At 67.4% G+C, this 12,636-nt stretch carries 13 protein-coding genes; 9 read left to right on the top strand and 4 right to left on the bottom strand.

Annotated elements, in window-relative coordinates; translation table 11 throughout:
* Window positions 1–186: 186 nt before the first annotated feature.
* Window positions 187–834, bottom strand: coding sequence for a Tim44/TimA family putative adaptor protein (locus ABC319_RS18125; RefSeq protein ID WP_413071556.1), 648 nt, complete (start codon window positions 832–834; stop codon window positions 187–189).
* A 168-nt stretch (window positions 835–1,002) separates the two neighbouring features.
* On the opposite strand from ABC319_RS18125, the gene secB reads away from it, so the two are divergent.
* Genes secB through trpS form a run of 3 tightly spaced genes read left to right on the top strand, consistent with a single transcriptional unit; the run spans window position 1,003 to window position 4,107 of the window.
* Window positions 1,003–1,500: a protein-export chaperone SecB gene (secB, locus tag ABC319_RS18120; protein WP_413071555.1), complete on the top strand. Its 498-nt coding sequence runs from the start codon at window positions 1,003–1,005 to the stop codon at window positions 1,498–1,500.
* 22 nt (window positions 1,501–1,522) lie between these two features.
* Complete coding sequence (murJ, locus tag ABC319_RS18115) at window positions 1,523–3,091, top strand: murein biosynthesis integral membrane protein MurJ (protein WP_413071554.1); 1,569 nt, start codon at window positions 1,523–1,525, stop codon at window positions 3,089–3,091.
* 8 nt (window positions 3,092–3,099) lie between these two features.
* A complete protein-coding gene (gene trpS, locus ABC319_RS18110) occupies window positions 3,100–4,107 on the top strand; it encodes a tryptophan--tRNA ligase (RefSeq protein ID WP_413071553.1) in 1,008 nt (335 codons plus the stop codon).
* A 45-nt stretch (window positions 4,108–4,152) separates the two neighbouring features.
* On the opposite strand, the gene dnaA is transcribed toward trpS, so the two are convergent.
* The 3 genes from dnaA to mutM form a co-directional block, all read right to left on the bottom strand.
* A complete protein-coding gene (gene dnaA, locus ABC319_RS18105; protein WP_413071552.1) occupies window positions 4,153–5,577 on the bottom strand; it encodes a chromosomal replication initiator protein DnaA in 1,425 nt (474 codons plus the stop codon).
* A 435-nt stretch (window positions 5,578–6,012) separates the two neighbouring features.
* Entirely contained in the window at window positions 6,013–6,276 is a 264-nt protein-coding gene (rpsT, locus tag ABC319_RS18100) for a 30S ribosomal protein S20 (RefSeq protein WP_413071551.1), read from the bottom strand.
* Between the two features lie 105 nt (window positions 6,277–6,381).
* Complete coding sequence (gene mutM / locus ABC319_RS18095; protein WP_413071550.1) at window positions 6,382–7,197, bottom strand: bifunctional DNA-formamidopyrimidine glycosylase/DNA-(apurinic or apyrimidinic site) lyase; 816 nt, start codon at window positions 7,195–7,197, stop codon at window positions 6,382–6,384.
* Between the two features lie 55 nt (window positions 7,198–7,252).
* On the opposite strand from mutM, the gene ABC319_RS18090 reads away from it, so the two are divergent.
* From ABC319_RS18090 to ABC319_RS18065, 6 genes are read left to right on the top strand one after another with little or no spacing between them, the layout of a single operon-like run.
* Window positions 7,253–7,984 (top strand): class I SAM-dependent methyltransferase, encoded by a 732-nt coding sequence (locus ABC319_RS18090; protein ID WP_413071549.1) that lies wholly within the window; start codon window positions 7,253–7,255, stop codon window positions 7,982–7,984.
* Between the two features lie 4 nt (window positions 7,985–7,988).
* Window positions 7,989–9,521 (top strand): 2-polyprenylphenol 6-hydroxylase, encoded by a 1,533-nt coding sequence (gene ubiB, locus ABC319_RS18085; protein WP_413071548.1) that lies wholly within the window; start codon window positions 7,989–7,991, stop codon window positions 9,519–9,521.
* 10 nt (window positions 9,522–9,531) lie between these two features.
* Complete coding sequence (locus ABC319_RS18080; protein WP_413071547.1) at window positions 9,532–10,602, top strand: hypothetical protein; 1,071 nt, start codon at window positions 9,532–9,534, stop codon at window positions 10,600–10,602.
* Window positions 10,599–11,786, top strand: coding sequence for a bifunctional phosphopantothenoylcysteine decarboxylase/phosphopantothenate--cysteine ligase CoaBC (gene coaBC, locus ABC319_RS18075; protein WP_413071546.1), 1,188 nt, complete (start codon window positions 10,599–10,601; stop codon window positions 11,784–11,786). The genes ABC319_RS18080 and coaBC overlap by 4 nt, the downstream gene beginning before the upstream one ends.
* Window positions 11,783–12,226, top strand: coding sequence for a dUTP diphosphatase (gene dut, locus ABC319_RS18070; RefSeq protein WP_413071545.1), 444 nt, complete (start codon window positions 11,783–11,785; stop codon window positions 12,224–12,226). Before coaBC ends, dut begins: the two co-directional genes overlap by 4 nt.
* Window positions 12,223–12,588, top strand: coding sequence for a hypothetical protein (locus tag ABC319_RS18065; RefSeq protein ID WP_413071544.1), 366 nt, complete (start codon window positions 12,223–12,225; stop codon window positions 12,586–12,588). Before dut ends, ABC319_RS18065 begins: the two co-directional genes overlap by 4 nt.
* Window positions 12,589–12,636 lie beyond the last annotated feature (48 nt).

Genomic DNA, 12,636 nt, shown 5'->3' with positions numbered 1-12,636 from the left:
TTCGGCGCCTCGTCGCCGCGCGTCAGGTGATGGCGGACAGGCCTTTCAGGGACAACAGCACCGCGTTCCACGGCGGGTGGTGGCATTCCACCACCAACACACGCCCCGAGAAGCGATGCCAATGCAAGCCCCAGCAGCGGAATCGTCCGACGACCCGCTACCTTTCCCTCCGGCGTCGACAACCCCTCAAGCCTCGTCGGTGTCGGCAAGCGTCCAGTTGGGATCGGTGCTCTTCAGCGTCCGGCTGAACGTCCACACATCGTGCGTCTCGACCGCATCGGTCAGCGACCCGGCGATCACCTGACCTTCCGCATTCCGCGTGACTGCCGCGATATCGGCATCGAACCGGACCGCGATCCGCGCATCCCGACCCATCAGTTGCGCATCGGCAATCACTGCCCGCTCGATCGTCACCAGCCGGTTGTCCAGCGTCTCGCCGGATTCTCGCCGCTGCGCGATCGCCTCGGCGAAGGCGGCTCGCACGTCGGGCGCCACCAGATCGGCGAGCGCCGCCTCGTCGCCGCGCCAGAACGCTTCCAGCACCATGCGATAGGCACCCTTGGCGCCCTGCAGGAACTGGGCGACGTCGAACCCGGGCTCTCCAGCGATCACGGCCCGCAGCCCCTGCTCGGCCTTGGGTTCGATATTGCGGTCGGCGCGCTCCCGCACCTCGGCAACGGCATCGACGGTTCGGGGGAGCGCAGACGCTGCCGGCCGATCTTCCGCCGCGCGTGGCAAGGGCTGCTGCTCATGGCCGGTGCGCTTGCCCAGCACGCCGTAAAGCCTCAGCGCCACAAAGGCAGCGATCATCGCGAACACAACTACGTAGAGCACTAGGCCTCCGATCTTCGCCTCTCACATAGGCGTATGTCGGCCGCTATTCAAACCCGGCCCGTTGAAACTGCAAACGGCCGCTGCTAGTCGCGCCCGATCGGACGAAACGCGCAAGCAGGCCGCTTCGCTCCCCCTCCATCTGCCCCCTCCACTTGAAGGAAGACCGACATGGACGAACTCGACAACGGCGCGTCGGCGCAGCCCATCGCGAACGGCGCCGACACCGCTCCTGCCGCCGGCCTGATCTCGCAGTACACCAAGGATCTCAGCTTCGAGAACCCGAACGCGCCCGCCATCTTCCAGACGCAGGCGCAGCCGGCGATCGACGTGCAGTTCAACATCGGCGCCAGCCAGGTCGCCGACGAGGTGCACGAGGTGGTTCTGAAGATCGACGTGCGGGCGGAGATCGACGGCCAGGTCGCCTTCATCGTCGACCTGTCGTTCGCCGGGCTGTTCGGCTTCCGCAACGTCCCCGCAGACCAGATCCAGCCGTTCATGCTGGGCGAGGCACCGCGCCTGCTGTTCCCGTTCGCCCGTCGCGTACTCGCCGACGCGGTGCGCGACGGCGGCTTCCCGCCGCTGCTGCTGGAGCCAATCGACTTCGGGCAGCTCTACCTGCAGCAGGCGGCACAGCAGCCGACCACCAGCGAGGTCGGCACGGCCTGATCTCCGCCGGCGGAGATCAAAGGTGAACCTCACCAAGGCACTCGGCTCGGTGGGCGGGCTGACGCTCGCCAGCCGGGTGCTGGGGTTGGTGCGTGACTCGCTGTTCGCCCGGTTCGTCGGCGCGGGTTTCGCATCCGATGCGTTCCTGATCGCGTTCCGCCTGCCCAACATGTTTCGCGCCCTCTTCGCCGAAGGCGCCTTTTCCGCCGCATTCATCCCCATGTTCAACCGCAAGGTGGCAGAGGGCGATGCGGAGGCCGAAGGGCGCGGCTTGCCGCATGGTATCGCCTTTGCGGAAGACGCCTTGTCGGTGCTGCTGCCGGTCCTGATCCTGATGACCGCGATCGTCGAGGTTGCGGCATGGCCGGTTACCTGGGCATTGACCTTCGGCTTCAAGGATGTAGCTCCGGGCCAGTTCGCCTATGTCGTCGAACTCTGCCGGCTGACATTTCCCTATCTGCTGCTCATCAGCCTGGTGTCGCTGCTCGGCGGCATCCTGAACTCGCTTCACCGCTTCTGGGTCAATGCGGCCGCGCCCATCCTCCTCAACCTTACGCTGATCGCGGCACTGATCTTTGTGCACAGCGGCGATCCCCTGCTCACCGCCCGCAACCAGGCGATCGCCGTCACCGTCTCTGGGGGCTTTCAGCTGCTATGGTTGTGGTGGGCCTGCCGCCGTGCCGGGGTGATGCTGCGACTGAAGCTGCCACGGCTCGGTCCCGACGTCCGTCGGCTACTGGCGCTCATCTGGCCAGCGGCCGCCGGAGCGGGTGCGGTGCAGATCAACCTCGTCGTCTCCACCGCGCTGGCGGCACGGTTCCTGCCGCACGGCTCGGTCAGCTACATCTATTACGCCGATCGGCTGAACCAGCTGCCGCTCGGCCTGATCGGCATCGGGCTGGGCACCGTCCTGCTGCCCAGCGTGTCGCGCCTGCTCGGCCGCGGCGAAGACGCGGCGGCGATGACGATGCAGAACCGCGGCATGGAACTGGCATTGTTCCTGACCCTGCCGGCGACCGTAGCGTTGATCGTCTGCGGCGGACCGATCGCGGCTGCGCTGTTCCAGCACGGTCGCTTCGATGCCACCGACACGCTCTACACCGCACAGGCACTCGCCGCCTTTTCGATCGGTCTTCCCAGCTATATCCTCGTCAAGGTGCTGACCCCCGGCTTCTATGCACGGTCGGACACGCGCACGCCGGTTCGGTATGCCACCATGTCGATGGTCGTGAACCTCGTCCTCAACCTCGCCTTCATCTATCCGCTGGGCCATGTCGGCCCGCCGCTCGCCACGGCGATCGCCAGCACGGTGAACGTCGCGCTGCTCTATCGCAGCCTGTCGCGGCGTGGCCACTTCACGGCCGATGCGCAGCTCCGCCGTCGCGTGCCGCGCATGCTGATCGCCGCCATCCTGATGGGCGCTGCCATGTACGCGATGGGTGACCTGTTCCGGCCCTATGTCACGGGCACCAGCCTGATGCGCTGGACGGCGATGCTGGTGCTGGTCGTCACCGGCATGCTCGTCTATGCGGCGTCCGTCTTCGCCACGGGCGCGCTGCGTCCCCGCGATCTGAAATCCTTCCTCCGCTAAGGACTGTCATGCGCATCGTCTCCGGCATCCAGACGACCGGCAACCTTCACCTCGGCAACTATCTCGGGGCGATCCGCCAGTGGGTAGCAATGCAGGACCGGCTGGTCGACAGCGGCGGCGAGGCGTTGTTCTTCCTGGCGGATCTCCACTCGCTGACGGTCGCGATCGATCCCCGCGAGCGCGCGGCGACGACGATCGAGATGGCGGCGACGCTGCTCGCGGCGGGCATCGACCCCGCCCGCGCGATCCTGTTCAACCAGGCCCGGGTGCCTGCCCATGCCGAGTTGTGCTGGATCCTCCAGGGTACGGCGCGCATGGGCTGGCTGAACCGGATGACCCAGTGGAAGGACAAGGCCGGCAAGAACCGCGACGGCGCGTCGGTCGGCCTCTTCACCTACCCCGTTCTGCAGGCGGCCGACATCCTCGCTTATCAGGCGACGCATGTTCCGGTCGGCGACGACCAGAAGCAGCATCTGGAACTGGCACGCGACATTGCGACCAAGTTCAACCTCGACTTCGGGACCGACCTGTTCGTCCTGCCGGAGCCCTTCATCTCGCCCAGCGCCCCTCGGATCATGTCGCTGCGCGATGGAACCGCCAAGATGTCGAAGTCGGACCCGTCCGATGCATCGCGCATCAATCTGACCGATCCGACCGACGTCATCGCGCAGAAGATCCGCAAGGCGCGCACCGATGCTGAGCCCCTGCCCGCGACGATGGCCGAACTGGCGGACCGTGCGGAAGCGCGCAATCTGGTGACGATTTATGCAGCACTGGAGGGAACCGAGACGGCGGTCGTGCTGGACCGGTTCTCGGGTCAGGGCTTCGGTGCGTTCAAACCCGCGCTCGCCGACCTCGCTGTCGCCGTGCTCGACCCGATCCGCGAGCGGCTGATCCGGTTGATGGACGATCGCGCCGCCGTTGCCGCGACGCTCGAAGACGGGGCTGCGCGCGCTCGGGCCCTGGCGGCCCCCACTCTGCTGGCGGCGCAGCGGGCCGTGGGCCTGCAAATCTGATCCGCAGCATGACCAGCGCCGCCCCCAACCAGCGGGCGGCGCGGATCACGCACCCAGCTCCCGCATCAGCACACGGACCGCCGAATCGACATCGCGATCCGTGTCGCGCAATTCCTCGATCCGCTTGACCGCGTGGATGACGGTCGAATGGTCCCGCCCGCCGAACTTGCGCCCGATCTCCGGCAAAGATCGAGTCGTCATCCGCTTGGCCAGATACATGGCGATCTGCCGCGGCCGCGCGACTGCCCGCGCTCGCCGGGACGAGACAAGGTCGAGCGGCTTCAGCTCGAAATGGGCAGACACCAGCTTCTGGATCTCGTCGATCGTGACCCGCCGCTCGGCTCCGCGCAGCGCCTCGCCCAGTGTCTGCACCGCGAACTCGAGGTCGATCCGCTCGCCCGTCAGCTGCGCATAGGCGACGACCCGGTTCATCGCGCCTTCCAGCTCGCGGATGCTGGTATGAATGCGCTGGGCGATCAGGTCTATCACCTCGACCGGCATGTCCGCACCGGGCAGGTCCGCGATCCGGCGTTCCAGTACCGCGCGGCGCAATGCCAGCTCGGGCGGCTTGATGTCCGCGACCAGCCCTGCACCCAGTCGGCTGATGATCCTGGGCTCGACCCCGTCCAGCCCCTGCGGAGACCGATCGGCGGCAATCACCAGGCGCTTGCCGGTCCCGACCAGCTCGTTGATCGTGTGGAAGAATTCTTCCTGCGTCGCATCCTTGCCAGCGATGAATTGCAGATCGTCGATCAGCAGCAGGTCGGCGGAGCGTAGCCGCTGCTTGAACGCGAAGGTATCCCGCGCCCGCATCGCCGCGACGAAATCGTACATGAACCGCTCGGCCGACATGCACAGCACCACGGCGTCCGGGTGCTGGGCCAGGAAGGCGTGGCCGATGGCATGCATCAGATGGGTCTTGCCCTGTCCGGTGCCGGAATGGAGAAACAGCGGCGAGAAGCGCGGCTCACCCGGTTCCGCCAGGATCCGGGCGGCGTTGAAGGCGACCCGGTTGGACTGGTCGACGACGAATCGATCGAATGTCAGCCGCGCATCGAGCGCCGGCCGCTCGACGGGCTCGCCCGCCCGGACCGGGGCCGACGGTGCCGGGGGCGGAACGATCGAAGCCGATGGCTTGCCGGCTGCGTCAGCTTCGGCTTCCGCCTGGATCATCAACGCGATCGGCTGCGAACCGGGTGCTCTCGTCTCGACGACGACGTTGCGGATGATCGGCAGCACCTGGCGAAATTCCAGCTGCAGCCGCTCGGCATAATGGCTGCGCACCCAGTTGGTCATGAACGCCGATGGCAGGGCGAGGCGGACGGTATCGGGTTCGTCGTCCTCGATCAGTTGGATCGGCTTCAGCCACTGATCGAACACCCGTCCACCGGCCGACTCGCGCAGCGAGGAACGCACGCGAGCCCAGGCCTTCGCCTGTTCGCTCGCTGTTCCCTGCTGCCATTGGCTCACGCGCGCATCCCTCCCTCGGCCGAAGCACCATGCTACGCCGTTCGATCGTTCACACAGGCAATAAGCCCCCGTTGGGCACCCGCATGGATGCCCGGCCCTTGCTCGTCTGCTGTCATGTCGCCCGGTGGTCACCGATGGCGTGGGGGCATTTATGAAGGCCCGGCGGCAGCGATCAAGCCCGGTCGCGGCCACAAAAATGAAATAAACCGGATTGACACGCCTTCCGCCGCAGAAATCCGTCAAACTTTCTTATAAGCACTTGATATTGCTGGATTATACGTCACTTTGCGGACGCGCTCGGGGCAGGAATCCCAGCAATTCCGCCATTTCCACGGTGCTGCGAAACATCGTCGCTCCAGACACGAAAAAACCCGCCGGGATCGCTCCCGACGGGCTGTTCGCCAGACCGCCCCGAACGAGCGGCGACCGGTGTTGTCAGGCCAGCGCCGAAAGGCGCTTGGTCAGACGCGAGAACTTGCGGCTCGCGGTGTTCTTGTGGAGCACGCCCTTCGACACGCCACGCTGCAGCTCGGGCTGCACCGCCGCCAATGCCGCGGTCGCCGCTGCCTTGTCGCCCGACGCCAGTGCGGCTTCGACCTTCTTCACGAAGGTACGGATGCGGCCAACGCGTGCACCGTTGATTTCGGCGCGACGCTCGTTGCGACGGATACGCTTCTTGGCTTGCGGCGTGTTCGCCATCGACAGTCCCTTGGTCCAAAATGAAAAAAGGGAGCGTAGGGTGTCCCACGCTCTCCGGTTGGGGCGCGCCTTACCGCCTCCATCGCTGTCGGTCAACCTTTCGGGTCAACCGCGCTGACAGCGCGGACACCAGAACGTCGACCGCCCCGACTCGACCCGCCGCCGCACGCGGCTACCACAACTGCACGGCTCGCCTTCCCGACCATAGACCAGGAACTGCTTGGAGAAATATCCCAGTTCTCCGTCCGGCGCCGCGAAATCGCGCAGCGTCGATCCGCCTGCCTCGATCGCCGCCAGCAGCACCGTGCGAATCGCTACCACCAGCCGTTCGAGCCGGTGAAGCGAAAGTCGCCCGGCTGCGCGATCGGGCGCGATTCCCGCCATGTGCATCGCCTCGCAAACATAGATGTTGCCAAGCCCGGCAACGATCCGCTGGTCGAGCAGCATCGCCTTGATCGGCGCCGCGCGCCCTTCCAGCACGGTCAGCAGATGCTGGGCGGTCAGATCCTCGCCCAACGGCTCCGGCCCCATCGGCACGAACGGGGGGTATAGCGCCAGCGCCTCGGTCGAAACGAGGTCCAGAAAGCCGAACCGCCGTGGATCGTTCAGGGCCAGCCGCCGGCCATCCTCGGTTTCGATCACCAGATGGTCATGCACCAGCGTCTCGGCCGGATCGACCCTCCACCGGCCGGACATGCCCAGGTGGAAGATCATCGTGTCGCCGCGATCGGTATCGATCAGGCCGTATTTGGCCCTGCGTCCCAGCGAGACGATGGTCGCCCCCTCCATCCGCTGGCGCAGGTCGACCGGGATGGCTTTCCGCAGATCGGCACGACGCGCCTCGACGCGGGTCAGCCGCCGCCCCGCAAGCACCGGCGTCAGTCCGCGGACGGTCGTCTCAACTTCGGGAAGTTCCGGCATGACGATCAGCTAGGTTGCGTTTGCCCCGCCCACAAGGCGCGGCTAGGGGCAGGGCATGACCGACACCGTCTCCTTCGGCTACGAAGACGTCCCGCCCTCCGAGAAGACCGCGCGTGTCACCGGCGTGTTCCGCAGCGTGGCGGGCAGTTACGACCTGATGAACGACGCCATGTCGGGCGGCATGCACCGGCTGTGGAAGGACCGCTTCGTCCGCCGGGTGAAGCCCCGTGACGGCGAGCAGATCCTGGATATGGCGGGCGGCACCGGCGACATCGCGTTCCGGATGGAGCCGAGCGGCGCGTCGATCACCGTGGCCGACATCAATCCGGCCATGCTGGATGTCGGCATGACCCGCGCGCAGAAGCGCGGCATCGACGGTCTGGTCTGGACGGAAGCCAATGCCGAGGTACTGACCTTTCCGGACCGGTTCTTCGACGCCTACACGATCGCCTTCGGCATCCGGAACGTCACCGACATCCCCGCCGCCCTGAAAGAGGCGCATCGCGTCCTGCGCCGGGGCGGCCGGTTCTTCTGCCTCGAATTCTCGACGGTGGAGTGGCCCGGATTCGCCGACGTCTACGACGTCTACTCGCATCGCCTGGTGCCGCGGCTGGGCCAGTTGCTCGCCCGCGATGCCGACAGTTATCGCTACCTCATCGAATCGATCCGCCGGTTCCCGCCCATGCCTGCTTTCGAGGGGATGATCCGCGATGCCGGCTTCGTGAACACCAGGGTAGAGCCGATGATGGGCGGACTGGTCGCGATCCACAGCGGCTGGAAGATCTGACCCGGTGACATCGCCGATCGTTCATGGCTGGCGCCTGCTGAGATGGGGCCGCATCCTCGCGCGCCACGGTGCGCTGAGCGGGATCGAGAGGGATCCGAACACACCGACGCCGCTGCGCCGCCTCGCCCGGGTCGCCCGCATTGGTGCGCGCGTTCCGAAGGTGCCCCGCTACGCCGATGCCTTTCAGGCGATCGGACCCGCCGCGATCAAGCTGGGCCAGACCCTCGCGACGCGTCCCGACCTGGTCGGAGAAGCGGCCGCCCATGATCTGCTCCGCCTCCAGGACCAGCTGCCCGCCGTTGCCTTCGAGACCATCCACGAGGCCATCCGGGCCAGCCTGGGCCGCGATCCCGCGCTGCTCTTCAGCCGGATCGAGGAGACGCCCGTCGGCGCCGCCTCGATCGCGCAGGTCCACCGTGCGGTCACGACCGATGGTCGTCAGGTCGCCGTGAAGGTGCTTCGGCCCGGCGTCGAAGAGGATTTCGGCCGGGCCATCGACACCTATCAATGGGCGGCAGCGCAGCTCGAGGCGCTGAGTCCGGAGGCACGCCGCCTGCGCCCTCGGCTGACCATCGAGAACTTCCGCCGCTGGACGATGCGCGAACTGAACTTCCGGCGCGAAGCCGCGTCCGCTTCGGAGCTCGCCGAATCGATGACGGCGGAGCCCGACTTCGTCGTCCCCGCGATCGACTGGCAGCGGTCGACCGCCAAGGTGCTGACGGTCGAGTGGATCGACGGCATCAAGCTGTCGGATCGCGCCGCGTTGCTCGCCGCCGGCTACGACCTGCCGAAACTGGCGCAGACGCTGGTGCGCGCGTTTCTTCGCCAAGCGATCGCCGAGGGCTTCTTCCACGCCGACATGCATCAGGGCAATCTGTTCGCCCTGCCCGGCGACCGGATCGCCGCGATCGATTTCGGCATCATGGGCCGGATCGATCGACGCGCGCGGGTGTGGCTGGCGGAGATCCTCTACGGATTGATCACCGGCAATTACAAACGGGTCGCGGAAATCCACTTCGAGGCGGGCTACGTCCCGTCGCACCACAATGTCGCGGAGTTCGCCACCGCGCTGCGCGCCGTCGGCGAGCCGATGCGCGGGCTGCCGGTGAAGGACATGTCGATCGGGATGATGCTCGATGGGCTCTTCTCGATCACCCGCGATTTCGACATGGTGACCCAGCCCCACCTGCTGCTGCTCCAGAAGACGATGGTGATGGTCGAGGGTGTGGCAACCAGCCTCGATCCCGAGATCAACCTGTGGGACTCGGCGGCTCCCTTCGTCCGCGAATGGATCCGCACCGAGCTGGGTCCGGAAGCGGCCATCGCCGATCGCCTGATCCTCGACCTGAAGACACTGGCCCGGCTGCCCGACCTCGTTCGCCGGATCGAAGCGCGCTATCCGGTTCCCGGCGGCGAGCCACCTGCCCCGCCATTGCAGCAGATCGAGGTGGTCAGGCTGGGCGGCGGCTGGCGCTACGCGGCTGTTGCTATCCTGTCCGCCGCGGCTGCCGTGGCCGCCACCCTGCTGCTTCACTGACGATCCGGCGATGCGGCGCCCGTACCCGCCTCTCTTCCTGCCCGGTCCGACGCGACTGGCGGCGCTGGGACGCAGGCGTGCGCTGATCGTCATGGCGGCGGCGGCGATCGTCTGCCTGTTCGCAGCGCTGCTGCCGGCGCCGGATCCCGAGCCCCACCTGTCCCGCCAGATCGCCTTTCACGGCGCGATCGCGGACCGGATGCGGCGTGGCGGAGAGGATTATTACACCGCCACGGCCGCGGCCCTGCGCGGCAGCGACATGGCGCTGCGGCCCTTCACCGCGTTTCCGCCGCCCATCACCGCGACTGTTGTGGCGATCCTTTCCGTGGCCCTGCCCGCCTTCATGATGGCGATCGCCGCCGGGGCCGCGGCAATCTGGTCGGCCCGCCTGTCACCCTCCCGTCCGCCGCACCGGGCATGTATGGCGATCGCGATCGCGGGAACGGTCGCCGCAACGTGGTCGGGCGCGCTCGTCCTGCCGCCGCTGTGGAGCGGCCTCTTCATCGCGCTGTCGCTCGCCTTGCGACGGCCGGGCCGCTGGATCGACAGCGTCGCGGTCGCTCTGGCAGCCGCCATCATCCATGAAGCAGCGATTCTCTATCTCGTCCTGATGGCCGTGCTTGCCTGGCGCGAACGTGCACGTCGCGAAGCAGCGGGCTGGCTGGGCGCGATGATGCTCGCGGCCGTCGTGATCGGGCTCCACGCCCATGCCGCGACGAATGCCACGGGGTTGTTCGATGCGACGAGTGGCTGGACGCCGGCCGGGCCGCTCGGCGCGATCGCGGCCCTGAAGGCCGCGACCGGGGCCAGCCTGCTGCCCGCCGGATTGGCGACAGCCCTGGTTCTGCTCCCGGTCGGCGGCTGGGCGATGTGGCGCCATCCTGCGGCGACACGTGCCTTCGCGACGATCCTCGCCTGTCTGGTGCTGCTCGCCGTCTTGCCGGCAACACAGGTCGCCGTCGCCCTGCTGATCGTCCCTCTGCTGTTCCTCGGCCTGCTACCCGCGGTCGACGCGGTCCGCGACCTGATCGCCGCCGTGCTCGACACGCGGCGCATCACCGTGACAAGGGTGGTACGATGAAGCGCATCCTTCTGATCGTCGGCGGAGGTATCGCAGCCTACAAGGCGTGCGAGCTGATCCGCCTTCTTCGCAAGCGCGGCTATGGCGTGCGTTGCATCCTGACCGAAGGAGGCAGTCGTTTCGTCACCCCCATGACGCTGGCGGCACTCAGCGAGGATCAGGTCTTCACCACCTTGTGGGATCTGAAGGACGAGGCGGAGATGGGTCATATCCAGCTCAGCCGTCAGGCGGATCTGGTCGTGGTCGCCCCCGCCACTGCCGACCTGATGGCCCGCATGGCGACGGGCGTTGCCGACGACCTCGCGACCACGCTGCTGCTTGCCACCGACAAGCCGGTGCTCGCCGCGCCGGCGATGAACGTCCGCATGTGGCAGCACGCGGCGACACGCCGCAACGTCGCCCGCCTTCGCGCCGATGGCGTAACCGTCCTCGACCCCGATGAAGGCGCGATGGCTTGCGGGGAGTATGGTCCCGGCCGCCTGCCAGAGCCGCACGCCATCGCTGATGCGATCGACCTTGCACTGACACCGCTGGTCGGTAAGGTCCTGACCGGGTGCCACGTCCTCGTCACCGCGGGGCCGACGCACGAACCGATCGATCCGGTCCGCTATCTGGCCAACCGATCGTCGGGGCGGCAAGGCTTTGCCCTCGCCGGCGCCCTCGCCTCTCTCGGCGCCCGTGTCACGCTGATCGCCGGGCCGGTGTCGCTGCCGACCCCCGACGGGGTCGACCGGGTGGATGTCGAAACCGCATTGCAGATGGCGACTGCGGTCGAGGCGGCGCTGCCGGCGGACGCGGCGGTGATGGTCGCCGCCGTTGCCGACTGGCGGGTCGCGGCCGCCTCGCAGAAGGTGAAGAAGGACGGGCGAACCCCAGATTTCGCCCTGATCGAGAACCCCGACATTCTCGCCGATCTTTCCAGATTGGATCGCCGACCATCGCTGGTCGTCGGCTTCGCGGCGGAAACGGAGCACGTCGTCGACCACGCGCGTGCCAAGCTGACGCGCAAGGGATGCGACTGGATCGTCGCCAACGATGTGTCGGGCGACGTGATGGGCGGTGACGCCAACGCCATCCACATCGTGACGGCTGACGGCGTGGTCGACTGGCCGCGACAGAGCAAGGAGGATGTCGCCCGGGGGCTCGCGCGGCGCATCGCAGATGCGCTAACAGGGGCGGCATGACGACGATACGTATCGCCCTCTGCCGCCTTGCCCATGGCGACGGCCTTCCACTTCCGCGCTACGCGACCGCCGGTGCCGCCGGGATGGACGTTGTCGCGGCGGAGAACGTGACCCTGCACCCCGGTGAACGCGCTGCCGTCGCCACCGGCTTCGCCATCGCGATCCCCGCCGGGTACGAGGTGCAAGTGCGCCCCCGCTCCGGTCTGGCACTGAAGCACGGCATCACCTGCCTGAACACGCCCGGTACGATCGACCACGACTATCGCGGCGAGGTGAAGATCATCCTCGCCAATCTGGGACGCGAGCCGTTCGACGTCGTCCGGGGTGAGCGCATCGCACAACTCGTCCCGGCGCCCGTTCAGCGCGCCGAGTGGGCGGAGGTCGTCACCCTCGATGCAACCGACCGTGGCGAGGGCGGGTTCGGATCGACTGGCCGTTGAGCACTTGGGCCCTCCTGTCCGTTGCGCAGCTCCTCGCCGCGCCACCGGTCGCCGGCTGGTCCGATCTGCCGGTATTTCCCCTGCCCCGTGCCGCGATCGCCGCGGATGCATCCATGTTCGTCAAGGCAGAGGTGGATGCGGGTCGATGCCGCACGCCGGACGGTCGGTCTCTGGACGCGCCGGTGGCGATCCTGGTCGGTACCGCCGGCATGGTCCGCCAGATCGTGCCGCAGGCGATCGGCTGTCCGACGGTCGAGCAGTTCACCGTCGGCTATCTGCTGTCGCTGACCCGCGGCGGTCCGGGGTCCGCGCAGCTCCCGCGCGCCGGCTGGTACAGCCTGACCGTCGGCTATCGCTGGTAGCTGCATCGTTTGCGGCTCGTTTTTCGCGATAGAACGACCATTATATTG

Source organism: Sphingomonas phoenicis (assembly GCF_047238005.1).
In the GTDB taxonomy this organism is placed as follows: Bacteria; Pseudomonadota; Alphaproteobacteria; order Sphingomonadales; family Sphingomonadaceae; genus Sphingomonas.
Note: the sequence above shows the minus strand (reverse complement) of the source record. Positions and strands in the feature narration are given on the sequence as shown.